Genomic DNA, 23,269 nt, shown 5'->3' on the forward strand with positions numbered 1-23,269 from the left:
CTCCCAGGCGGAGGGAATGAGCGGCGCGCACCCTTCACCCCAAAGCAGATGACCGAATACTTGAGCGCTCTGCCCCTTTCTAGTGGAGATGCCCTCATGGCCAATGTCAGCATTGTCATCCCAACCTACAATCGGATAGCGCGCCTCAAACAGGTGATCGCCGCTATCGAGCAGCAGACCTACCCGCTCGACAAGGTTGAGGTGATCATTGTCTCCGATGGCTCGACCGACGGGACACACGAGTACCTCGCAAACATCCAGACACCGCTCAACCTACGGTTTGTGCCGCAGGAGAACGCAGGCCCGGCCGCCGCACGGAACAACGGCTTTCGGAACGCCCACAGCGAGTATGTGCTCTTCATCGACGACGATGTCGTGCCCAGCCAGCAGCTTGTCACGGAGCATATGCGGTGGCACGCCCGCCGGCCCAACCTGGTGGTCCTCGGCCCTATGCTCAACCCGCCCGACTTCACACATACGCCGTGGGTGGCCTGGGAGCAGGCAATGCTCGAAAAGCAGTACGCCGCCATGCGCCGTGGTGACTGGGAGGCGACCGCGCGGCAGTTCTACACTGGCAACACCTCGCTACCGCGCCAGGTGCTCATCGAATCAGGTGGCTTTGATGAGCGATTCCGGCGGGCTGAAGACATCGAGCTCGCCTACCGGCTTGAGAAGCAACATGTCGAGTTCTGCTTCACGATGGACGCAGTGGGCTACCACTATGCGGATCGCAGCTTCGCCTCGTGGCTCCAGATCCCCTATGTCTATGGCCGATATGAGATTGTGTTTGGCCGAGAAGGACAGACTCATCTCTTAGCCTTCGTCCACGAGCAATTCAAACAGCGTAACCCGCTGATACACCTGATCGTCGGCATCTGCCTCGACCGCCCGCGGCTCAGCAGTCTCGTGCAGGTCCTGACAAAGCAGATCGCCGACATTGGCTATCGGATGGGCGGGCCTGGGAAGCGGATCGCCCAGGCTGCATACAGCGCCATCTTTAACCTACGCTACTACCAGGGGGTCGCCGATGAGCTTGGCGGACGCAGAGCCTTCTACGGCGGAGCAAGCTCCAGCGCCCTCAGTAAAACAGCTTCATCGTCATTGGATACGGAGTAGCCATGTTCGAGGACTTTACGCAAGATGCCCGCCGATGGATTGAGCCAAGCAACATAAACGAGGGCGCGCCAGTGAGCCTCTGGCTCATGCTCAGGCTGCTCTTCCGCTATATGCCGCTGCGCGCGATGGCCTGGTTTCGCTTCGGGTGCTGGTGTAAGCAGCACCGCATCCCCTACCTGCCCGGCTTCACACAGCGCCAGATCTATAGCCGCTACGGGCTAGAGATCTTGGTGGGAGCTGAGATTGGCGGCGGGCTCTATATCGCCCACCCGATCGGGGTCGTCGTCTCGCCAAAGCGCATGGGCCGCAACTGCAGCATCATCGCGGCGGTGACCATCGGTATGCGCAACACCTGGGACTTCCCGCAGATTGGGGATGAGGTCTTTATCGGCGCGGGCGCGCGGGTGCTGGGCGCTATCACGATCGGCGATGGAGCGGTGATCGGCGCAAACGCGGTGGTGATTAGTGACCTGCCCGCCGGCGCAACTGCGGTGGGTATTCCGGCGCGGATTACGCGCATCAATGGCATGCCTGTGCCACCCCAAGAAGTGTCGCCAGAGCGGATCGGGGCCTGATAACAACCGACCTATGTGGTAGCTATCACTCTCCGGCGGCGTCATCCTGGAGACTCACGCGTAGCAGATCGAGCACACGCGGGAGAAGATCAGGGCGACGCTCTAGCACACTCAAAACGACCTGAAGACCATCGCTCGCGTAGACGCCCGGCAAGAAGATTGTCACAGGTCGCCCAAGCAAGCTGGCGGCCTGGATGATGGTACTCACGGACATACTGCGGGTGCCGTTCTCATAGCGAGCGATCGTCGAGCGGTCCACCCCCAGCTGCACAGCGAGATCGTCCTGTCGAAGCCCGCGTGAGAGACGGGCCGTGCGCAGGGCCGTACCAACCTGAGCGTCGATCGGAGATGGCTCGCTCATAGCAGGCTCTCCTGAAGCGGCGGCAGCGCATCTGGATCATCGGGAAGATACATCTCCGCCGTGCGGCGCAACCAGGCTAGCGCGGCGTCATACTTCGCCTCCGGCAGCGCATCATAGCGCGGCGTGCCCAGATCAATGCAGAACTGGGCGAAGAGCTTGCCAAAGATATCGCGCCCCTCGCGCAGCTCAAAACGCTTCGCGATACGCTTGATAGCGCGCTGGATATACTCGGACTGTGACGCACTCACCGGCGTGCGCTGCTGGATATCGCCCACAAGCTCTTCGACAATGCTGATCCGGCGCTCGTGGTTAAGCTGCGACTCAACTAAGCGGCGGATATCGGCGAGTGCATCATCGACCCGCTGCTGGATCGGAGTCGCCGGCGCATCGGCACTGCGCAGGTAGATCTGGGCCAGCACATCAACGAGCTCGGTCTGGTAACGTACCAGCTTCGGGCGCGCCTCCTCACTCACCTGATGCGGCGAGATCGTGGCGAGCCAGAACGGGATGTACTTGTGGAGCAGCACCGCAATCTCACGCGCCTGACCGTCAATAGGCACGCGATCTTTTCGCAGCCCTTGGCGGAGCACCTCGTGCCGGCGAATGCGCTCGCTCTGGCTCTTCAGGTCAAGCCCAAGCACAGCACAGATCGTACGCACTGGCACCGCCATGCCCTCGCCGGGGCGATACACTGAGAGCAGCGTATCGCCCTCGAATGCGATCTCCTGATACTTCTCTGGCAAAAGCGGATCCATCCCTGCGCCCTCTCATCCGTGCCGTAGAGTCACAAATCACCGTAGCACACACGTACGGTATCGTCAAGCATGATTGGCATGATCGGCTGTGCTCGTTAATATCATGGGCAGGTAGAGCCGTGACGGTATCACTGGTGCCTCTGAAATCACACTCAGCACACCACCAGTGAAGCGGATCGTGTAGTTCGCTGCTGCCAGTGTGCCCTGGGTGATCGGGTACGTGCCCACCGGGCTCCTCGCGGTCGCCGTCGTCGTGAGCATACCCGTCAGTGCCGTCGTCGCTGTGTCACCGTTCATGAGTCCGCTCACTACGTAGGTCAGCGCCGGCAGTTGTCCTCCTGCCACTACGGTCTGATTGTTCGCTGCCACCATCAACAGTGCTGGAGTAATAGTGAACACTTCCTCAGTGTAGGTGATCGTGTAGTTAGCCGCTGCCAGCGTGCCCTGGGTGATCGGGTACGTGCCCACCGAGCTGCTGGCTGTCGCGATGGTGGTGAGCTTGCCAGTCAGGGCAGTGGCCGCCGTATCATTGTTCACAAGCCCGCTCACACGGTAGGTCAACGCAGGGTTAGCCTCCCCATAGCCCCTGGTCCTTCCATTCGCCTTTACTGCTAATGGGGCCTTGTCGATAACGAGTGTGAAGGTCTGAGTGGCGGGAGCGCCGGGGCCATTTGCGGCGCTGACGGTGATGCCCACGTAGGTGCCAGCCTTGGTGGGCGTACCACTCAGCACGCCGGTCATCGGATTCAGGCTCAATCCAGGCGGGAGGGTGTTGGTCGTAACGCTGAAGCTGGGCGCGGGCTCTCCGCTGGCGGTGAAGGTGTGGCTGTAGCTCGCACCGTAGCTACCTGCGGGTGGTGCGGCGCTGTCGAAGGCCGGGGGCGTGCTGGGGGCAGTGAGTGTAATGTCGTTGCCATCACCGCCGGCATAGCTGAGGGTCATCGCTATGCTGCCCACCATCACGGTGGTGCCCTCACTCAGGCCGTCAAAGACGCCGCTCACGGCGTCACTACCATCATTGGCGATGAGGAGTAGCACGTCTCCAGGGGAAGGGGTGTAGTCCGACGCGCTCATCGTGAGGGGGCCGCCAAGGGTGACCGGGCCATTGACACTCACTTGATCGCGCTGGCCATCGGCGGTGCCATTCACCGTGAGCTGAAGGCCGCCGCTCAGGCTCAGGCTTCCGGTGATGGTGGTGGTGCCGAGCGTCGCACCGCCCGGGGCAAGGGGCGCGCCCTGTACCGTGACGATGCCGGTGATATCGGTGAGCTCGGCCGCGCCGAGGCCAGCGTAGGTCTTGCCATCCCCGCCGCGCAGATCCACCAGCACAGCAGCTGTACCTGCGTCGATACGACTGCCGGCCGTCATCTGCACATGGGCATCACCCAGCTCACATTGGGCGTTGACGACACCCCCGGCGAGCGTGTCGTTAGCGATCAGGATGAGGGGGGCGCTGTCCGTGACGAGATCCGCGTCGAGGTGAATACTGCGCCCTGCGCTCAAGGTGAGCGTGCCGCCTGGGCCATCAGGGTTGGCGACGGCCAAGGGCGCGGTAAGGCTGAGGTCATTGCTCGCCTGCAGCGTCAGCGCGGCGCCGACCCCAAGGGATTTCGCGAGGAGCTCCGGCCTGACGGTGAGGCTCTCGGCAGCGGCGCGGGCGTAGATGAGCTGGGCCGCGTCGGTGAAGCCGACGACCACGCGCCCTCCGCTCGCGCTGCTCTGAACGATGAAGGTCTTGTTCATCGCGTCGGCGTAGAGGCCGGGGCTGGAGCCGGTGTTGAGGATGCTGTTTGCCGCTGAGACCGGGCCGAATGGGCCGCCCGCCCCGCTCCCCCAGATCACGGCGCCTGCATCTACCACGGCGCCATTGTCCCAGCCGGGGCTCGGGATGATGTAGTCGTCTCCCAGCTCGAAGATATCCTGGTCGCCGACGCCATCCTGGGAGGTTGTGCCCACGAGAGAGTTGGCGGCGGTGATCGGTCCGACGATGCCGCTGGCCCCGTCCCCCCAGGTGATGGCCCCAGCGTCCACCAGCGGGCCATTATCCCAGTTCGGGCTTTTGACCAGGTAGTTGCCGTGGCTAATTATGCGCGACATCCGATTGCCGACAAAATCGCCGGGGGAGGATCCGACGAGGGAGTTGGCGGCGGTGATCGGCCCGACGATGCCGCTGGCCCCGTCCCCCCAGGTGACGGCCCCGACATCCACCAGCGGGCCATTATCCCAACGTGGGCTTGAAACGACATAGTTGCCGTCGCCGACGGCGGTCGGCCAGCTACTGCAAACCTTGTCGTTGGCGGTTGTACCCACCAGAGAGTTGTCGGCAGAGACAACGCCCATAACGCCGCTTGTCCCGCTCCCCCAGGTTGCCGCGCCGGCATCAACTACCGCACCGTTGTCCCACCACGGGCTGCTGACGACATAGTTGCCATTCTTCAGCGCGGTCAGATAGCCATATCCGACCTGATCAGCAGTCGCGCTGCCGACGAGGGAGTTGGCGGCCGAGATCGGGCCGACGGTGCCGCCCGTGCCGCTGCCCCAGGTGACGGCCCCGGCGTTCGTGGCAGCGCCGTTATCCCAGTTCGGGCTGCTGATGACATAGTTGCCGTTGCTCAGGGCGATGGCGTGATACTCGCCGATCCTGTCGCTGGGGCTGCTACCGACGAGGGAGTTAGCGGCCGAGATCGGGCCGACGGTGCCGCCCATCCCGTTGCCCCAGGTGACGGCCCCGGCGTCCACCACCGCACCGTTGTCCCAGATTCCGCTGCGGACGATATAGTTGCCATTGGTGAGCGCGAAGGTGATGGAGACGTAATCCCCGGGGGATGAGCCGACGAGGGAGTTGTCTGCGGAGACGGGGCCGACGGTGCCGCCCATCCCGTTGCCCCAGGTGACGGCCCCGGCGTCCACCACCGCCCCATTGTCCCAGCTGCCGCTGGGGACGACGTAGTTGCCGTTGCTGAGCGGGATGATCGGGCTATTGCCGACCCGATCACTCGTAGTGGAGCCGACGAGGGAGTTGGCGGCGGAGACGGGGCCGACGGTGCCGCCTGTCCCGCTGCCCCAGGTGATCGCACCCGCATCCGCCGCTGCGCCATTCGTCCAGTACGAGCTGAGGACAACGTAGTTACTGTTGGTGAGCTGGGTCACGCCGCGGTCGCCAATAATATCAAAGCTGGAGGAGCCGATGAGCGAGTTGTCTGCGGAGATGATGCCGGTGACGCCGCTGTCACCGTTGCCCCAGGTGACGGCGCCTACGTCCATCATCGTGTTGTTATCCCACCATGGGCTACTAACGACGTAGTTTCCGTTGGCGAGGGCGATCGCAACGAGGCCGCCAACCTGATCCTCGGCGGAGGAGCCAATGAGGGAGTTGTCTGCTGAGATGGGGCCGGTAACGCCGCTGTCCCCGCTGCCCCAGGTCATGGCCCCCACATTGGCGAGCGCGCCATTGTCCCAGCTCCAGCTGCCAGCGACGTAGTTGCCGTTCTTCAGGGTGATAATAATGCTGCTCCCGACTCGATCACTCGAAGTGGAGCCGACGAGAGAGTTCGCGGCTGAGATGGGGCCAGTAATGCCGCTGACCCCGCTGCCCCAGGTGATGGCTCCGGCGTCTAGCACCGTGCCATTGTCCCACAAGGGGCTGCGGGCGACGAAGTTACCGCTTGGGAGGGCGGTCATACCGCCGCTGCCAATCTGGTCATTGGCGGTGGAGCCGACAAGGGAGTTCGCAGCCGAGATAGCGCCGAGCGTGCCGCCCGCCCCACTGCCCCAGGTGACAGCCCCGGCGTCCAGCACTGTGCCATTGTCCCACAAGGGGCTGCGGACGACGAAGTTGCCGCTGCTGAGGGCAGTCACGCCGCCACTGCCGACCTGGTCATTTGCCTTGGAGCCAGTGAGCGTGCTGAGCAGCGCGCCCGTCAGCCCGTCGAAGAGGTAGACAGCCCCGGCGTCTTTCGCTACAGCGTCATCGCCTACGTCGATAACCACAATACTACCCTGCGTCAGAGGCACGATCCTGTTGCCAAATGTATCCCCCACCGCTGGCGTGGGGCTGTGCAGCTCGAACTGCGGCAGGGCCCCGTCAGCGGCAATGGTGAGATTCTTGGGGTCGAGCAATGCTTCCCCGGCGTGGCCGGCCGGCGCGCTCACGTCAGGTGTGGCCCCCAGACGCAGCTCGGTCTTACCGGACAGCTCCACAAATCCGCCATCCCCGGCCTGCCACCCTCCCCGCACGCTCACCGCCCCAGATACCTCGGTCAAGCCGTCCGACCAGACGATAATGCGCCCGCCGTTGCCCTGTTCGATGGCATTCGCTTGCAGCGCAGTCCCCCTGGCCAACGTCACCGCAGCAGCGTTGATCACGGCCGGGTTGCGCCCCTGGAGGTCTCCGCCCACACGGATGCGCCCACCTCCGGCGGCGCCAGAGGCGTCGACTGTGGCCGATATCAGCTCCAGCGTGTGGCCCAACAGATCGACCCGCCCGCCTGCCCCGGTAGCACCTGTGGCGGTGATCGCGCCGCTGGTGAACAAGTGCCCGGTCGGGCCTCCGTCCAGTACCACCACGCCGCCCACATCGCCCCTGGCGTCGAGGCGGGCGGCGGCAGTAGCCTGGTAGATCTCGGCGAAGCGCACTGCGATGGAGGGGGCGGTGAGGACACCAGCCTGTACCACGGCGCGGGCATGCGCCGACACCCGTGTGGCGACCAGATCGCCGGTGATGATCAGGGCGTCGGCGCGCAACGCTGCGGGGCCAGCGACATCCAGGCGTGCGCCTGCGGCAAGGTCGAGCACTCCCGCAGCCGTCAGATCAAGGCTGGCAGCGCTGACCGGCACCATCACCGTGAGCCGGTCAACATCCGCGCGAAGCTCGCCCCTGAGGGCCAGGGGGGCGGCGAGCGTCACCGGCCCGTCGCTGCGAAGGTACAGGCTGCCAAGAACCGGCAGCTCTGCGACCGTCAGCCCGATTGGCCCCTCCACCATCACAGCGCGCAGATCGGCATGGGCGAGGGCAGGTAGAGGGGCGGCAAGGCGGGTCAGCGCGCCCTCGGGGGCGAGGGTGAGCACTCCGCCTGCGGATGTGAGGCGCAGCGTGTCATAGGCATCGCCGCCGCGTAGCGTGAGGGTGCCGGAGGCGGAGTCGAAGCTCGCCGAGGGAGCTGCGCCCCGAGGGAAGATGGCGGGGGCACTGTGGGTAACAGTATCAGAGAAGGGGGCGGCCGGCACCTCGACGGCACAGCCTGTGTCGGGCGAGGTATCGATGTAGTCACCTGACACCTGGTAGCGGCCGTTGCCGGAGGTTGTGGCGCAGCCCTCCACAGGAAAGCTGGAGAGTCCATCGTGAGGGACCGTCCGGTCACGTGCGCCCGAGGAGGCTCCTGCCATCTGTAGGAGCGAGCGTGGGGTGAGCAGGAGCGGCCAGATGAGCGCAACAGCGAGGGCACACAGAAGTGTGGGCGAGACTATTGCCGGACGTGGACGGGAAGGAAGAGAAGGAAGCATAGCGGGTTGTGTGGTCCATCTGGCAGTGATGGAGCGAGTCGTGCTTACGCACGAGAGCATATTGTAGTATGGCGAGAGCGAGGCCGCTTTGTAGCCGAATCATTCATGCTACCATTAGCGGATCTGCAAAAATGACACACTCGTATGTTAGGATGATCAGGTTTGTATGTCAAGAGCAGTGCCCAAGGTACAACAATACTCTGTGTGCAACGGCAGCGCGCATGCAGTGGGCAACCTTGATCACGAAGCGCTCCATCTGGCGGACGTGCTCCGCGATCAGGCAGATATTGATCAATTCGTGTCTGCGTAAGTCATAACAAAAACAAGCAAAAGGCGCATGTGAATCGATTAAGCAAACACACGTCGGAGAACGATCAGACTCAGACGTGCCCCCCCCCCGCACTGCATGGTGGAATAAAAATTTGCCCGATAATCCCCCTTATGGGGCAAGTACCCGATCTGACTCCGCATCTTGACGCGATCAACAGCCGGTGCTATCCTGGGCGCATCCCTGGATTTATCGGGCAATATCTGTGGAGCGCGCCCATGCCGACCCTCGCCACCCTGCTCGGCGACTTCCTCGCCGACCGCCAGCGCCAGTTGCGGCCCAACTCGCTGCGCGCCTATCGCGCCGACCTGCGCATCGCCGCGGCTGCCCTGCCCCAGCCGCTCGATCAGATCACCCCCCAGCACATCGAGGCCTTCCTGGCCGACCCGAAGGTCGCGCCGAGCTCCGCCCGCCGGCGGGGAGCCGCGCTCAGCCGATTCTTTCGCTGGGCCGTGCGCGAAGAGTATGTCGACCAGAACCCGCTCGATCGCGTTGAGCCCATCCCGGGCGAGCGACGCCTGCCCCGGCCGGTGCCCGCCGGCGACCCGCGCCAGGATGTGGCCAAAGCGATCGCCCTTGCCCCGCAGCCCTTCCGGCTGATCTTCACCCTGCTCCGCGAGACCGGCATGCGCATCGGCGAGGCTCTGGGCCTGAACCTGGGCGATGTGACCATCGAGCCCGGTCGCGAGGGGCTGCGTATCCGCGAGGCCAAGAATAAGGTCGAGCGGGTGGCGACCCTCGGGCCAAACAGCACGCCGAAGAGTCTGCGCGGCCTGCGCGCCCACACCCGCGCGCTGGCCAGCCTGCCGCTGACCACGCCACTCTTTTCCTCGAACCGCGGCACCCGCGTGTCTTATGCGGCCGCCCAGTACCAGTGGGCACGGTGCTGCACTAGGGCCGGCCTGGTTGAGCCCGACGGAAGCCTGCGCTACACACTGCACCAGCTGCGCCACACCCGGGGCACCGAACTGATCGAGGCCGGCCAGCCACTGGAGATTGTCCAGCGTGTGCTCGGCCACCGCGACATCCGCTCGACCCAGGGCTACGCCGACCTCTCTGAACGCCAGGTGCGCGCCGCACTAGAGGGGGCGTAGACAGATAGCTTCTCTGTGCCCCGCAAACCATCACGGTTTCTGCTATACTAGCAAAACCGTGATGGTTTGACGAGGTGCTTCATGCAGCCCGATATCCGGATAGACCCGCGCCTAGAGCGGCGGATCGCCGAGAAGCGCGCCACGCTCGACCGCCAGCGCCCGCTCCCGCCGGCGATCATGGCGAAGCTCGCCGACGATCTGCGCGTGCGCCTGACCTACCACTCCAACGCGATCGAGGGCAACACTCTCGACCTTGGCGAGACTCAGCTGGTGATCGCCCACGGCATCACGATCGGCGGCCACTCGCTCAAAGAGCATATGGAGGCGGTCAACCACGCTACCGCCTATGACTTTGTGCTCGACCTGGCCCAGCGCGCGGGGGAGCTCGATGATGCCGCGCTGCTCCATCTGCACGCGCTAATCATGCACGACCTGATCGACCCGCCCGGGGCCTACCGCCGCAGCGCGGTGTTTATCTCCGGCTCGGAGCATCGCCCACCGCACCACACCCAGGTGCCCGCGCTTATGGCCGACTGGTTCGATTGGCTGGCCGGCGATGGCCAGGAGTACCCGCCGGTGATCCGGGCGGCGCTGGCCCACGAGATGCTGCTGGCCATCCATCCCTTCCTCGATGGTAACGGGCGCACTGCCCGACTGGTGCTGAGCCTCCAGCTCATGCGGGCGGGCTATCCGGTGGCGCTCCTGCTCCAGGGCTGGAGGCTGAGCTACATCCGGGCGCTGGAGCAGGCCCACCACGGGCGATTCAGCCCGCTGGTCAATGTGATCGGCCGCGCCGTCGAGGCCGGGCTGGATCTGTATTTGGAGGCCTGCGACGCCTTGCCCGACGAGCTGCGCCGGCCGCTGCGGGATGTGGCCGAGGAGTGCGCGATCAACGCGGGCTACCTCGGCTGGCTGCTGCGGGCGGGCCGGGTGGCCGGGGCCAAGCGCGGCGGGCGCTGGTACGTCTCGGCAGCAGCGGTGCGGCGCTACCAGGACGAGGTCGCCGCTGGGGCGATCCCACCCGGCCGGCCACGTCGGCGCGGTTGACGACCGGTGGGAATGCTGTTATCCTGGCCGGGACACTGCCGGTATACCGGTTTGCTAAGGCACATACTGGCGGAGGGCGACGACAATGCCCAGAGCACGAGCCGAACACGACACGGGCGCCCCGCCCGAGGAGCGCGGCCTGAACCAGCACGCCTACGCCGAGATCCGGCGGCGCATTCTGGAGGGCGAGCTCCTGCCGTCAAGCCCGCTCTCGGAACACCAGCTTGCCGCGGCGCTGCAGCTGAGCCGGACGCCGGTGCGCGAGGCGATCAAGCGCCTGGAGAAGGAGGGCCTCGTGCGCTCTATCCCGAGTCGCGGCACCTTCATCACCGAGCTGACCGCCCACGACATTCTGGAGATCTATCAGGTCCGCGAGCGACTGGAGAGCCTCGCCGCGCGTATCGCCGCCGAGCTGATGTCCCCCGCAGATGTCGCCGCGCTAGAGCAGGAGATCGCCTTCAGCGAGCAGTGCGCGACCGAAGGGCGTACTGGCGAGACCCTCGAGTCTGACGCGCGCTTCCACAAGCACATCATCACCGCGACCCAGAATCAGCGCCTCGGGGCCATCCTGGCCACCCTAGACGACCAAATGTACCGCATCCGCGTGCTGCTGCCAGGCGCGGCAGGGTGGCAGGCAGAGGCCACGCAGGAACACCACACGATTGTTGCGCGGATCAGCGCGCGCGACGGGGATGGGGCGGAGCAGGCAATGGAGCAACATCTACGCGCCTCCTGTGACCGGGCCGTCCGGCTGGCTCTGCCGATTCAGCGCCGATACGTGCGCCCATCTGCTACGTGAGACCAGCATACCAGCTATACACGCACCACCTGTTGCTCGAAGCCGCCGTGTGCGCGGCATTGCGCCACCATCCATTGCAGAAAGCGCCTATTACCCTATGACGACTCTCTCGATCCTCGGCGCCCTGGGGACGCTCATCGGTCTCGTTCGGGCCGTGCCGCAGCTTGCCCGGCTGCTGCGCACCCGACACGCCCACGGAGTATCCGTCGACACGGCGGCCACCAGCGCGATCGTGAGCTTTGGCTGGGCCAGCTACGGGCTGCTGACGCACCAGCTGTATGTCAGTCTGGCCACCGGCGCATCTGGCCTGGTCTTTGCGCTCATCACGGTGATGGCGCTCCGCTTCGGGCGCCGGGTTCGCGAGTTAGCCATCACGCCCATCTGGCTGATCGTCATGCTCCTCGCGGGCGGGCTGGCCGGGACGACCGGGCTCGGCATTGTCCTGCCGATCAGCGTGCTGGCCGCAAACCTCCCCCAGCTCTGGGTCGCATCCCACGAAGGGGATCTCACTGATATGTCGCTGGGCACCTGGCTGCTCTCCATGGCCGATGGTCTGATCTGGGGCATCTACACGCTGATCCAGCCCGACATAGCGATCATGGTCTTTGCCGGCTTTCAGCTGACGACCAGCGGGCTGATCGTAGCGGTGAAGATCGCACATATATGGAACCCATCACGACAGCGGAGCGCCTGATCGGGCAGGCGCGACGGCCTCGTAGATCTGCCAGTAGCCCACGATATGCAGCAACATCGGCTCCTCCTTCTGTGTGTGCCATCACGGCTGGCGTTCCACGCGCCCCTGGGGAGCTGCCCGCCACGTATCCTCCAGCATACCGAACATCAGCGTGTCCCAATAGCGCCCCTTGTGAAATACCCAAGGCTAAAGCGCTTGGGCTTCCTGCTTCATCGACCCGTGCCAACCACAATGATTGGGCTTACCAAGTCTCCACAGGCATTTTGTGTCTCGGCGTGTCCCGCCGCGACAAGAGGAACCAGCAGAACGGTGCAGCCAGCTTGGTTATCGCAAGGTCACATCCGCTCTCGTTCGTGTCATGGCTGTAGTATACCAGAAAATTAGTTCTATCACAAGGCATTTGCCGTATCAGGAAGCTGTATCGAAGGGCTAAAGCCGCTAAAGCGGGTGAAGCCCGTATATCCCAGCGCTAAAGCTGCTGGGCTTTACGGGCTATTTCCGTAACGCTCGTTCTCCGCAGACGCCCCTCCGGGCGCATGCCGAGCTTCTCAAGGACGCGCGCCGAGCCGAGGTTGTCGGCGATACACCAGGACCAAATGCGGTGGAGCAGAAGCTCGGTGAAGCCAAAGGCGACGATCGCGCGGGCCGCCTCAGTCGCGTAGCCGCGCCGCAGCATAATCAGTGCAGCCTGTGCATGCTAGACACAAGAGGACGATCTGGTCATACAGTGCCACGTTCCATAGAGTCACACACTAGATGCCGTTTGCCGGATGGTGCGTGACTCTATGGAACGAGCCGGATCGGCCCTAGCACGCGCGAGCACACTAGAGAGAATTACAGTCCTCACCAGTTATCTGCGCCTAAAAGCGCCTAGCAGCGAAGCCCATCTCCCTAACGCCCATCGGCTTCCGGAAGCTCACCCCGCACCTCATCGAGCAGCAGCGCGAGATCCTGAATCGCCACACGTAGCTGCGCTGACTCTACATCGCTCGCGGTCACAATCCGCCGCCGCGCCGTCTTGATGCTACGCCGCGTACGGCCAAGCTGATCGAGCACGGCCTGCACCCATTGTGCGGTGGCCGGTGCCGCGCCCAGCCCATGATCACGCTTTGCCTTCGCCACCAAGCGCGCGACGGTCGGGCCATCCACTGCCGGCTGTGGAGATGGCCCCTCGCTGGCAACAGCAGACGATGCGATCTCCGCCATACGCCCAAAGAGAGCATCCACCCGCTCCGCTGGCAGCTCCTTATCGCGCAGAGCCTGATGAAGCGGACGCACCTGAGTCTCACGCAGGCGCAACTGGGCAACGCGAACCTGCTGCTCAGGAGAGAACGCCAAGAGGCGTAGCAGCTCCTGGCGACGGGTGCGGCTCATCTGAAAGCGCTCCTCGACCGTCTCCCAAGGTGCATCATCAAGGGCGCGTTTCATCTGAGCGAGCGCCCAGGCCCGCTCCATGTCAGTGAAGTCAGCCCGATCCTCATTCTCCGCATACTGGAGGCGCACCCGATCCGCCGGCGATGGCGGGTCAATCACAATCGTATCGAGCTCTGGCATGCCGACCAGCTGCGCCGCCGTCCAGCGGCGATGGCCGACGAGGATCAGATAGCGCGCCGCCGGATAGGCCTCGCTTATCCCATGGTAGGCCACAATCGGCTGGATCTGGCGTTGCTGGAGTGATCGGCCGAGATCCAGCAGCGTAGCGACAAGATCCGCATAGAGCGGCACAGGCTGACCATCAGCGAGCAGCTCTTCGGGGCGCGGCATGAGCCGAGGTTGTCGCAGGTCAGGGCGCGTCTCCGGGGCCAGGTGGCCGACCGGGACACGCTGCACGCTCCGCCCTGATGCCACCGCATCGAGCGCAGCGATACCGAAGTGTGACTCGAGCGGCACCTCGGCGCTCGGCGCTTCTGCATGCTCCAATAGATCGCCGTCAGCATCGAGCGGCGCATCGGCGGGCTGTCGCCTCTTGAGCGCAGCGGCCCGCTCACGCATCTCGCGCAGACGATCAGACGGCTTGCCCGTCATGGCTGAGCTCCATCGAGCATTGCCAGCTCATCCACCAGCTGCACAAACAGCGACCGCACATCGGTGACATCCGGCCCACTGTAGCGGAATATGCTCTGCTGAAGCAGCGCCGAGTCGCGCAACGGCGCACGGATCGGAATGATCGTCTGAAGCAAGAGCGAGCCATAATCATCACGCAGCATCTGATCGAGGATCTTATCGGCATTGCTGCGCGGAGCATATCGGTTGCGCACCATGCTCACCTGAAGATCTGCATTCACCTGACGCGAGCGAATCTGCTGCACTGAGGTCATGAGCGCATGCACCGCGCGCACCACGAGATCCTCCGGCTGCACCGGCACGAGGCAGCGCGTCGCGGCGGCAAGAGCCATCGCCAGCACCGGGCCGCGCGCCGGCGGCAGATCGAGAACAACCACATCAAACGGCGCTGCAGAGCGGTCAAGATCAGCAAAGATCTGCTGGAGCAGGAAGAGCCCGCTCATCGGCGCGGCCGCCAGCTGTGCGGGCAGACCAGCCATAAGGTCGTGGGCTGGCAGCACATGAATGCCCTCTTCTGTTGGGATCACCCTGCTCAGCACCGACTGCGCGTCCGCCCGATCTTTGATCCCGTCGCTGATCAGGCCAAGCACACTGTCAGTCGCGGAGACCTGCTCCGTATCAATGCCGAGCCAGTGCGACGCGCTCGCCTGCGAGTCAAGATCTACCAGGAGCACCTCAAGGCCAAGGCTATGGAAAGCAGCGGACAAGTTGACCGCCAGCGCTGTTTTGCCACAGCCGCCCTTCTCAAGCGCTACTGCGTAGACGTGCATGGAGGCACCCTTCGTATATACCGTCGCTGATTTCTCAATAATACCATAACCGCCGCGCTGCTGCTTGGAGATGCGCTTGATTCAAGTTTTTCACCATCCTGACGCGATAAACCTATGGGGCGCGATGATCGCGCCCCCACAGGTTATGATACGCTACAATCTATTCCGCGATAGCCCGGCGCGCAGCGCCGCTCCGGCGCGACGTCAGTCGCCAGCCGGTGGGGCTTGACTCAGGACTTATTCGCGCTAACAAAAAGATCGCCACGACCTAGAGGTCGCACATGAATCTGAAGGTGCTGCTGCCGTTCCGCGTCTTCGCCGAGGAGGCCGGCGTCGCGCGGATCGTCGCCGAGGGCCGCGCGGGCTCGTTCGGGCTCCTGCCGCGCCGGCTGGACTGCGTCGCCGCGCTGGTGCCAGGGATCTTGATCTACGAGCGCGAGGCCGGGGGCGAGGTGTATCTGGCCGTCGACGCGGGCGTGCTGGTCAAGTCCGGCCCGGACGTGCTGGTCTCGGTGCGCAACGCGATTGTGGGGACGGACCTCGGCCAGCTGGAGGCGGCGGTGGCGCAGGAGTTTCTCGTCCTGGGCGAGCAGGAGCGGGTGGTCCGCTCCGTCATGGCGAAGATGGAGAGCGAGTTCATCCAGCGTCTGGGGAGGCTGCACCATGCCTGATCCGCCCGCGCGCGAGCCGACGCCATTCCAGCAGGAGATCGCCACAAAGGCGGCGCGCAAGCTCAGGGCGCGGCGCAGCGCTGCGGGGGTCTGGTTCGGCCTGGGCATGACTGGGCTGATCGGCTGGTCGGTGGTGGTGCCGACGCTGCTCGGTGTGGCCGCCGGGATCTGGGTGGACAGCCACTACCCGGGGGGGCACTCCTGGACGCTGATGCTGCTGGTGATCGGCCTGCTGCTCGGCTGCCTGAACGCCTGGCACTGGGTGTCCAAGGAGGATCGGGAGATGCGCGCGGCGCAGGAGGATGATCATGAGTGAGACCTGGGGCCTGGTGCTGGCCTGGACGACGGGCGTTGCGCTCGGCGCATTCTTCTTCGGCGGCCTGTGGTTGACGGTGCGCAGGGGGGCGTCATCGAAGCAGGTGGCGCTCTGGTTCTTTGGCAGCCTGCTGCTGCGCACGGGCGTCGCCCTGGTCGGGTTTTACCTTGTCTCCGCCGGCCGATGGGAGCGGATGCTGGCCTGCACGCTGGGGTTTGTCATCGCGCGGCTGATCGTCACGCGGCTCATCGGCGCGGCGGAGCGGCCGGGCCCCACGGCCCAGGAGTCCAGCCATGCGCCTCACCCCTGACGAGATCATCTTCTGGCAGTACGGCGTTGTGAAGCTCAACGCCACCATCGTGTTCACCTGGGCGATCATGCTCGCGCTGACCGTCGGGGCCATGCTGATCACGCGCACCCTCTCCCGCGACCTGAAGCGCACGCACTGGCAGAACCTGCTGGAGATCGTCGTCACCGGCATCGTGTCCCAGATCGCGGAGGTGGGCCTGAGCCAGCCGCGCAAGTACCTGGGCTTTCTGGGCACGCTCTTCCTGTTCGTCGCGGCGGCCAGCCTCTGCACGGTCATCCCCGGCTACGAGCCGCCGACCGGCTCGCTCTCGACGACGACGGCGCTCGCGCTCTGCGTGTTTGTGGCCGTGCCCTTCTTCGGCATCGTCGAGCAGGGGCTGGGCGCGTACATAACGTCCTACATCGAGCCGACCTTCATCATGCTGCCGTTCAACATCATCAGCGAGATCTCGCGCACGCTGGCCCTGGCCGTGCGCCTGTTCGGCAACATGATGAGCGGGGCCATGATCATCGCCATCCTGCTGACGATCACGCCCCTGGTCTTCCCGATCATCATGACGGCCCTCGGCCTGCTCACCGGCATGGTGCAGGCCTACATCTTCAGCATCCTGGCGGGGGTGTACATCGCCGCCGCCACGCGCGTCAGCGCGCCCAAGCGTGCGGGGGAGGGGTGAAATGCCAGCCCGCCCGGCGACTGAAGTCGCGGGCTGGCATGCGGTGAAGCCCGCCTACGCGGGCTTTGGTAGCCCGCGTAGGCGGGCTTCGCAGACCATAGCCGGGGACTTCAGTCCCCCGGCGATCTGGGAAATGATGCGGCCCTAACCAACTGGAGCCCTTCTATGGATAGCCTTACCATTATCGCGATCGCCTCGATCATCACGGCCGGCGTCACCATCAGCTTCGGCTGCCTGGGGCCGGCGCTCGCCGAGGGCCGGGCGGTCGGGACGGCGCTCTCCTCGCTGGCCCAGCAGCCGGACGCCTCGGCCACGATCACCCGCACCCTGTTTGTCGGCCTAGCCATGATCGAGTCCACGGCCATCTACTGCTTCGTCGTCTCGATGATCCTGATCTTCGCCAACCCATTCTGGAACGCGGCCATCGCTCAGGCCGCAGGGAAGTGAGCTATGCTTATCGACTGGTTCACTGTCGGCGCGCAGGTGATCAACTTCCTCATCCTGGTCTGGCTGATGAAGCGCTTTCTGTACCAGCCCATCCTCAACGCGATCGACACGCGCGAGAAGCTGATCGCCGCCGAGCTGGCAAACGCCGCCGAGAAGGAGGCCGAGGCGCTGCGGGCGCGCGACGAGTTTCAGCGCAAGAACGCGGCCTTCGATCAGGAGCGCGCCGGGCTGCTGAGCAAGGCGACGGCGGAGGCGGGCGCCGAGCGCGAGAAGCTGATCGCCGCGGCCCGCCAGGCCGCCGACGACCTGGCGGCCATGCGGCAGGAGTCCCTGCGCAGCGAGGAGCAGCGCCTGCACGAGGGTGTCAGCCGCCAGACCGCGCAGGAGGTGTTCGCCGTCGCCCGCAAGGCGCTGGGCGACCTCGCTGGGGCGAGCCTGGAGGAGCGCATGGGCGAGGTGTTCACGCGCCGCCTGCGCGCGCTCGACGGCCCGGCGAAGGCCGGCCTCGCCGACGCGCTGGCGACGGCGACGGCCCCCGTGACCGTGCGCAGCGCGTTTGATCTGCCCGCCGGGCCGCGCGCGGCCATCCAGCAGGCGCTCAACGAGACCTTCGCGGCCGAGATCCCGCTGCACTTCGCGACCGCGCCGGATCTGATCGGCGGGATTGAGCTGGCCGCAGGTGGCCACAAGGTGGCCTGGAGCATCGCGGACTATCTGACGTCGCTGGAGGCAGACGTCGGTGAGCTGCTACGGCAGGGGACGGGCGACGGGGAGCAGGGGCGAGGGGAGACAGAAAAGGCAGTAGCGCATGGAAACTGAGCCGCTCCAGTCTGTCTTTGAACGCGCGTTCGCCGGCATGCGCCAGGCGCGGGAGGCCTTCGCGCCGCAGCTGACGCCGCGCGAGGTGGGTACGGTCAGCAGCGTCGGCACCGGCATCGCCAAGGTGTCGGGCCTGCCCGGCGTGGGCTTCGATGAGCTGGTGATCTTCCCCGGCAATGTGCTCGGCATCGCCTTCAACGTGGACGCCGACGAGATCGGCGTCGTCCTGCTCGGCGACTACTGGGACATCCACGCGGGGGACGAGGTCCGGCGCACCGGCCGGGTGATGGACGTGGTCGTGGGCGACGGGCTGCTCGGGCGAGTGATCGACCCGCTCGGCCGCCCGCTCGATGGTGGCGCGCCGCTGGACGCGCGCAGACGCCTGCCCGTCGAGCGCCCCGCCGCGCCGATCATGGACCGCGCGCCGGTCACGGTGCCGCTCCAGACCGGCCTCAAGGTGATCGACGCGCTCATCCCGGTCGGCCGCGGCCAGCGCGAGCTGATCCTGGGCGACCGCCAGACCGGCAAGACCGCGATCGCGATCGACACCATCCTCAACCAGCGCGGCCAGGATGTGTTGTGCGTGTACTGCGCGATCGGCCAGCGCGCCTCGGCGGTGGCCAAGGCCGTGGCCAGCCTGCGCGAGCGGGGCGCGCTGGCGTACACCGTCGTCGTCGTGACCGAGGGCAACGACGCGCCGGGCCTGACCTACATCGCTCCCTACGCGGCGACGAGCATCGCCGAGGCGTTTATGGAGGCGGGCCGCGACGTGCTGATCGTCTACGACGACCTGACCCATCACGCGCGGGCCTACCGCGAGCTGTCGCTGCTGCTGCGCCGGCCGCCCGGCCGCGAGGCCTTCCCCGGCGACATCTTCTACATCCACTCGCGGCTGCTTGAGCGCGCGACGCACCTGCGCGCGGAGCTCGGCGGCGGCTCGCTCACCGCGCTGCCGATCATCGAGACCGAGGCCCAGGACATCTCGGCCTATATCCCGACCAACCTGATCTCGATCACCGACGGGCAGATCTACCTCTCGCCGACGCTCTTCGAGCTGGGAGTGCTGCCCGCCGTGGATGTCGGCAAATCGGTCTCGCGGGTCGGCGGCAAGGCCCAGCTGGCGGCCTACCGCGCGGTGGCGGGCGACCTCAAGCTGGCCTACGCGCAGTTCGAGGAGCTTGAGACCTTCTCGCGCTTCGGCGCGCGCCTGGACGAGGACACCCGCGCGATCATCGGCCACGGGCAGCGCATCCGCAGCTGCCTGCGGCAGCCGGAGTTCGCCCCGGTGTCGGTGCCCGCGCAGGTCGCCGTGCTGCTGGCGCTGAGCGCCACACTCTTCGATCATGTGCCGCTGGAGCAGATGGCGGAGGCCGAGCGCGCCCTCCGCGCGGCGGCGGCGGACATCCCGGCCGAGGTGCGCGCGCGGCTGGCGACCGCCGAGACGCTGAGCGACGTGGATCGCGCCGCGATCACGCAGATCGCCCGCGCGGTGCTGGCGCGCTTCCAGCCCGGCCCCGGGCCCGAGGTGGGGCCATGAGCGACAGCACGGCGGGACTGCGCCGCAAGATCAGCGGCGCGCAGGATCTCCAGTCGGTCGTGCGCACGATGAAGGCGGTGGCCGCGTCGAGCATCGGCCAGTACGAGCAGTCGGTGCGCGCGCTGGCCGACTACTACCGCACGGTGGAGCAGGGGTTGGGCGTCTGCCTCCGCGCGAGCGGGCCGGAGCCGCTGATCGTAGCGCGCGAGCGGCCGGGCGGCGTGATCGGCGCGGTCGTCTTCGGCTCAGACCAGGGGCTGGTGGGGCAGTTTAACGATCTGGTGGCCGATCATGCGGCGCAGACCCTGGCGGCGCTGCCGGCCAAAGCTGAGGTATGGGCTGTGGGCGAGCGCGTCTACGCCCGCCTGGCGGACGCGGGGCTGCCGCCGGTGGGGCGCTTCAGCGTGCCGAGCTCGGTCAAAGAGATCGCCCCGCTGGTCGGGCAGATCCTCGTGGAGCGCGCGGCGCGCCACGGCCACGGCGAGGCCGGCGCGCTCTACCTCTTCCACAACCGCCCCAGCTCAGGGGCGGTGTACGCGCCGGCCAGCCAGCGGCTGCTCCCGCTGGATGAGGCGTGGTGGCGCGCGCTGGCCGAGCGCCCATGGCCGACGAAGCACCTGCCCGAGGTGCTGGGCGGCGGCACCGAGACCCTGCGGGCGCTGATCGGCGAGTACCTCTTCGTCTCGCTGTTCCGGGCCTGCGCCGAGTCGCTGGCGAGCGAGAACGCCAGCCGCCTGGCCGCGATGCAGCGCGCCGACAAGAGCATCGACGACCTGCTCGAGAATCTGAGCCACACCTTCCACCGCCTGCGCCAGAGCGGCATCGACGAGGAGCTGTTCGATGTGATCTCCGGCTTCGAGGCGCTGAGCAAGACCCTCAGCTGATCGCCGCCACGCAGGCGCGGGCCACCTCGCTGATCTGGTCGAAGCGTCCGCTGGCCACGGCGGCCCTCGGCACGAGGTTGCCGCCGATGCCCAGGGCGGCGGCCCCGGCGTCGATGTAGGCGCGGGCGTTCTCGACGCCGACGCCGCCGGTCGGCACCAGCTTGAGGAAGGGCAGCGGGGCCAGCACGTCCTTCAGGTAGGCCGGGCCGCCCAGGCGGGCGGGGAAGAGCTTGACCAGCTCGGAGCCGGCCTCGTAGGCGTCGAGCAGCTCGGTGGGGGTGACGCCGCCGCAGAGGGTGAGGGTGCCCCGGTTGACGCAGGCGGCGATCACCGGCCGGCGCAGGGCCGGGGTGACGACGAACTGCGCGCCCGAGTCGATGGCGGCCGTGGCCTGCTCGGCGTGGAGCACGCTGCCCACGCCCACGCAGACGGCGTCGCCCAGCTCCTTGCGCACCGCCGCGATCGCCTCTAGCGCCCCCGCGCCGGTCAGGGTGAACTCCATCACCGGCACGCCGCCCGCCAGCAGCGCCCGCGCCACCTCCACCGCCTTGTCGTAGTCGTCCAGCCGGATGATCGCGACGATGCGCCGCGCGAGGATGAGATCTTTGGTTGACATAAAACACTCCTCAATATATGTACCATATACATGGCCATGGTTAGTAGGGCCGAAGCATCGCCGTCAAATACTACAGGGGTATCAGATAGATCCGGCGGCGATGCTTCGGCCCTACGGCGTTACCGTGGCACATCAGGCGATGCTTCGGCCCTACACCCTCACCGCGCTACATCTGGGGGGCGCTGGGCCATGACGGCAGCGAGCTCGGCGCGGCTGGTGAGGACGCGGTCGCCGTGCTGGGTGAGGGCGATGGCGGCGAGGGCCACGCCGCGGCGCAGGCCATCGGCCGGGTCGCCGTCGAGGCAGCCGTCCAGCGCCCCGGCGGCGAAGGCGTCCCCGCTGCCGATGCGGTCGATGATCTGGACGGGGGTGGCGGGCTGGCTGGTCAGCTGATCGCCCTGGAGCAGGGCGGCCCCGCGCTCGCCGAAGGTGCAGTAGACGCTCGCGGCGCGGGTGAGCCGCTGGAGCGCCCGCATCTGCTCGCCGGGCTCGCCCGCGCAGCCGAAGAGCGCGGCGGCGTCGGCGCTCTTGCAGAAGAGGATGTCGGCCTCGGCGACCAGCGGGCGCAGCCGCTCGCCGGCCGTGGCCGTATCCCAGAGCTTGGCCCGGTAGTTCACGTCGAAGCTGACCATCACCCCGGCGGCCCTGGCCCGGCGCACGGCCTCGGCCACCACCGCGTAGCAGCCCTCGCTCAGGGCGGCGGTGATGCCGGTGAGGTGCAGGAGCCGCGTGTCAAGCAGGTAGCCCCAGTCCACATCGTCCGGGGTCATATTGGCGGCGGCCGAGCCGGCCCGGTCGTAGACGACCTGGATGGAGCGGGGGGCGGCGGCGTACTCGATGAAGTAGGTGCCCAGGCGCTCGCCGGGGGCCAGCCGGGCCGCCGACACGTCCACGCCGTCGGCGCGCAGGGCGCGCAGCACGCTGCCGGCCAGGGCGTTGTCGGGCAGGCGGCCGACCCACGCGGCGCGGCGGCCGAGGCGGGCCATGGCGGTGCAGACATTGCTCTCGGCCCCGCCGATCTCCAGCTCCAGGCTGCGGGTGTCGTCTAGCCGCCGGCCGCTGGGCACGCTCAGGCGCAGCATCGACTCGCCGAGGCTGACTACGTCGAAGCGGGAGGCAGGAGGCAGGATGCGGGAGGCAGACGCCGCATCCCGCATCCCGCCTCCTGCCGCCTGCCTCCTGCCGCCTGCATCCTCACTCATGGCCCACCTCCCCGGCGAAGATCACGCAGGCGGCGCGCGGCGCCTCGACGCGCGCGCCGGGCTGGCCGATCGCCTCGGGGCCGGCCAGGATCGGCATCACGCTGAGGTCACCGCTGTTCTGGTTGGCCACCAGGATGTGCCGGCCGTCGGGGGCGATCGCGAAGTTGCGCGGCCAGTCGCCGCCGCAGGGCCGGATGGCCAGCGGGCGCAGCGCGCCCCCCGCCCCGACCTCAAACACGGCGATGCTGTTGTCGCCCCGGTTGGAGACATAGAGCCGGCCGCCGTCGGGCGCGAGGTGGATGTCGGCCACGTAGCTGACCCCGGCGCCCTCCGGCAGGGTCGACAGCACCTCGCCGGGCTCCAGCGCGCCGGCCGCCGGGTCGTAGCGGTAGGCGGCCACGGTGCTGTCGAGCTCATTGGCCACGTAGAGCAGGCCGCCCGAGGGGTGGAAGGCCATATGGCGCGGGCCGGCCCCCGGGCGGGCGGCGGCCTCGGCGTGGGGCGTGATCGCGCCGGTGGCCGCGTCGAAGGCGTAGATCACCAGCCGGTCGATGCCGAGGTCGGCCACGATCAGGAAGCGGTTGTCGGGCGTGAAGATCGCCGAGTGGGCGTGCGGCCCCTCCTGGCGCTCGGGGTTCGGCCCGCCGCCGGCGTGCTGCCGCACCTCGCCCGGCTCGCCCAGGCCGTCG

At 66.6% G+C, this 23,269-nt stretch carries 23 protein-coding genes; 14 read left to right on the forward strand and 9 right to left on the reverse strand.

Features of this window, described 5'->3' with window-relative positions; all coding sequences use genetic code 11:
• Nucleotides 1–96 precede the first annotated feature (96 nt).
• Both epsD and K2Z83_RS14250 read left to right on the forward strand, forming a co-directional pair.
• The gene (epsD, locus tag K2Z83_RS14245) at nt 97–1,116 is read left to right on the forward strand and encodes an exopolysaccharide biosynthesis glycosyltransferase EpsD (protein ID WP_220595850.1); all 1,020 of its coding nucleotides are present in this window, start codon (nt 97–99) and stop codon (nt 1,114–1,116) included.
• Nucleotides 1,117–1,118: 2 nt separating this feature from the next.
• Complete coding sequence (locus tag K2Z83_RS14250; protein WP_220595851.1) at nt 1,119–1,691, forward strand: serine O-acetyltransferase; 573 nt, start codon at nt 1,119–1,121, stop codon at nt 1,689–1,691.
• A 25-nt stretch (nt 1,692–1,716) separates the two neighbouring features.
• On the opposite strand, the gene K2Z83_RS14255 is transcribed toward K2Z83_RS14250, so the two are convergent.
• The 3 genes from K2Z83_RS14255 to K2Z83_RS14265 all read right to left on the reverse strand — a co-directional run bounded on the left by K2Z83_RS14255 (nt 1,717) and on the right by K2Z83_RS14265 (nt 8,126).
• Nucleotides 1,717–2,052 (reverse strand): helix-turn-helix domain-containing protein, encoded by a 336-nt coding sequence (locus K2Z83_RS14255; RefSeq protein ID WP_220595852.1) that lies wholly within the window; start codon nt 2,050–2,052, stop codon nt 1,717–1,719.
• Nucleotides 2,049–2,807: a phage antirepressor N-terminal domain-containing protein gene (locus K2Z83_RS14260; protein ID WP_255603954.1), complete on the reverse strand. Its 759-nt coding sequence runs from the start codon at nt 2,805–2,807 to the stop codon at nt 2,049–2,051. The genes K2Z83_RS14255 and K2Z83_RS14260 overlap by 4 nt, the downstream gene beginning before the upstream one ends.
• A 63-nt stretch (nt 2,808–2,870) precedes the next feature.
• Nucleotides 2,871–8,126 carry an MBG domain-containing protein gene (locus K2Z83_RS14265; protein WP_220595854.1) on the reverse strand — a complete coding sequence of 1,752 codons (5,256 nt, stop codon included), beginning with the start codon at nt 8,124–8,126 and terminating at the stop codon, nt 2,871–2,873.
• A gap of 729 nt (nt 8,127–8,855) precedes the next feature.
• Between K2Z83_RS14265 and K2Z83_RS14270 the strand changes: the two genes are divergently transcribed.
• From K2Z83_RS14270 to K2Z83_RS14285, 4 genes are all read left to right on the forward strand, one after another.
• Nucleotides 8,856–9,731: a tyrosine-type recombinase/integrase gene (locus K2Z83_RS14270; RefSeq protein ID WP_220595855.1), complete on the forward strand. Its 876-nt coding sequence runs from the start codon at nt 8,856–8,858 to the stop codon at nt 9,729–9,731.
• An 81-nt stretch (nt 9,732–9,812) separates the two neighbouring features.
• On the forward strand, nt 9,813–10,778 hold the full coding sequence (locus K2Z83_RS14275) for a Fic family protein (RefSeq protein WP_220595856.1): 966 nt from the start codon (nt 9,813–9,815) through the stop codon (nt 10,776–10,778).
• An 85-nt stretch (nt 10,779–10,863) separates the two neighbouring features.
• Nucleotides 10,864–11,577, forward strand: a complete 714-nt coding sequence (locus tag K2Z83_RS14280; RefSeq protein WP_220595857.1) for a GntR family transcriptional regulator — start codon at nt 10,864–10,866, stop codon at nt 11,575–11,577.
• A 97-nt stretch (nt 11,578–11,674) separates the two neighbouring features.
• Nucleotides 11,675–12,271 carry a hypothetical protein gene (locus K2Z83_RS14285; protein WP_220595858.1) on the forward strand — a complete coding sequence of 199 codons (597 nt, stop codon included), beginning with the start codon at nt 11,675–11,677 and terminating at the stop codon, nt 12,269–12,271.
• 469 nt (nt 12,272–12,740) lie between these two features.
• Here K2Z83_RS14285 and K2Z83_RS14290 read toward each other — a convergent pair whose 3' ends face one another.
• The 3 genes from K2Z83_RS14290 to K2Z83_RS14300 all read right to left on the reverse strand — a co-directional run bounded on the left by K2Z83_RS14290 (nt 12,741) and on the right by K2Z83_RS14300 (nt 15,105).
• Nucleotides 12,741–12,947 (reverse strand): GNAT family N-acetyltransferase, encoded by a 207-nt coding sequence (locus K2Z83_RS14290; protein WP_220595859.1) that lies wholly within the window; start codon nt 12,945–12,947, stop codon nt 12,741–12,743.
• Between the two features lie 215 nt (nt 12,948–13,162).
• Nucleotides 13,163–14,296 (reverse strand): ParB/RepB/Spo0J family partition protein, encoded by a 1,134-nt coding sequence (locus K2Z83_RS14295; RefSeq protein ID WP_220595860.1) that lies wholly within the window; start codon nt 14,294–14,296, stop codon nt 13,163–13,165.
• On the reverse strand, nt 14,293–15,105 hold the full coding sequence (locus K2Z83_RS14300) for a ParA family protein (protein ID WP_220595861.1): 813 nt from the start codon (nt 15,103–15,105) through the stop codon (nt 14,293–14,295). The genes K2Z83_RS14295 and K2Z83_RS14300 overlap by 4 nt, the downstream gene beginning before the upstream one ends.
• Nucleotides 15,106–15,386: 281 nt before the next feature.
• Here K2Z83_RS14300 and K2Z83_RS14305 point away from each other — a divergent pair, with 281 nt between their 5' ends.
• The 8 genes from K2Z83_RS14305 (at nt 15,387) to K2Z83_RS14340 (ending at nt 20,762) form a co-directional block, all read left to right on the forward strand.
• Nucleotides 15,387–15,776, forward strand: coding sequence for a F0F1 ATP synthase subunit epsilon (locus K2Z83_RS14305; protein WP_220595862.1), 390 nt, complete (start codon nt 15,387–15,389; stop codon nt 15,774–15,776).
• Nucleotides 15,769–16,092 carry an AtpZ/AtpI family protein gene (locus K2Z83_RS14310; protein ID WP_220595863.1) on the forward strand — a complete coding sequence of 108 codons (324 nt, stop codon included), beginning with the start codon at nt 15,769–15,771 and terminating at the stop codon, nt 16,090–16,092. The genes K2Z83_RS14305 and K2Z83_RS14310 overlap by 8 nt, the downstream gene beginning before the upstream one ends.
• A complete protein-coding gene (locus K2Z83_RS14315) occupies nt 16,085–16,402 on the forward strand; it encodes an ATP synthase subunit I (protein WP_220595864.1) in 318 nt (105 codons plus the stop codon). Before K2Z83_RS14310 ends, K2Z83_RS14315 begins: the two co-directional genes overlap by 8 nt.
• Nucleotides 16,386–17,075: a F0F1 ATP synthase subunit A gene (locus K2Z83_RS14320; RefSeq protein ID WP_220595865.1), complete on the forward strand. Its 690-nt coding sequence runs from the start codon at nt 16,386–16,388 to the stop codon at nt 17,073–17,075. The genes K2Z83_RS14315 and K2Z83_RS14320 overlap by 17 nt, the downstream gene beginning before the upstream one ends.
• A 165-nt stretch (nt 17,076–17,240) precedes the next feature.
• Nucleotides 17,241–17,522 (forward strand): F0F1 ATP synthase subunit C, encoded by a 282-nt coding sequence (locus K2Z83_RS14325; RefSeq protein ID WP_220595866.1) that lies wholly within the window; start codon nt 17,241–17,243, stop codon nt 17,520–17,522.
• 3 nt (nt 17,523–17,525) lie between these two features.
• On the forward strand, nt 17,526–18,341 hold the full coding sequence (locus tag K2Z83_RS14330) for a F0F1 ATP synthase subunit delta (RefSeq protein WP_220595867.1): 816 nt from the start codon (nt 17,526–17,528) through the stop codon (nt 18,339–18,341).
• Nucleotides 18,331–19,878, forward strand: a complete 1,548-nt coding sequence (locus K2Z83_RS14335) for an alternate F1F0 ATPase, F1 subunit alpha (RefSeq protein WP_220595868.1) — start codon at nt 18,331–18,333, stop codon at nt 19,876–19,878. The genes K2Z83_RS14330 and K2Z83_RS14335 overlap by 11 nt, the downstream gene beginning before the upstream one ends.
• Nucleotides 19,875–20,762: a F0F1 ATP synthase subunit gamma gene (locus K2Z83_RS14340; RefSeq protein ID WP_220595869.1), complete on the forward strand. Its 888-nt coding sequence runs from the start codon at nt 19,875–19,877 to the stop codon at nt 20,760–20,762. The genes K2Z83_RS14335 and K2Z83_RS14340 overlap by 4 nt, the downstream gene beginning before the upstream one ends.
• On the opposite strand, the gene K2Z83_RS14345 is transcribed toward K2Z83_RS14340, so the two are convergent.
• The 3 genes from K2Z83_RS14345 to K2Z83_RS14355 all read right to left on the reverse strand — a co-directional run.
• A complete protein-coding gene (locus K2Z83_RS14345; RefSeq protein WP_220595870.1) occupies nt 20,755–21,378 on the reverse strand; it encodes a bifunctional 4-hydroxy-2-oxoglutarate aldolase/2-dehydro-3-deoxy-phosphogluconate aldolase in 624 nt (207 codons plus the stop codon). The two genes, K2Z83_RS14340 and K2Z83_RS14345, sit on opposite strands and share 8 nt — an antisense overlap.
• A 158-nt stretch (nt 21,379–21,536) precedes the next feature.
• Nucleotides 21,537–22,580, reverse strand: a complete 1,044-nt coding sequence (locus tag K2Z83_RS14350) for a sugar kinase (protein WP_220595871.1) — start codon at nt 22,578–22,580, stop codon at nt 21,537–21,539.
• Nucleotides 22,573–23,269 (reverse strand): lactonase family protein (locus tag K2Z83_RS14355; protein WP_220595872.1); only part of this gene is annotated, 697 nt, incomplete at its 5' end. The genes K2Z83_RS14350 and K2Z83_RS14355, both read right to left, overlap by 8 nt.

This window comes from Oscillochloris sp. ZM17-4 (genome assembly GCF_019599295.1).
GTDB lineage: Bacteria > Chloroflexota > Chloroflexia > Chloroflexales > Chloroflexaceae > Oscillochloris.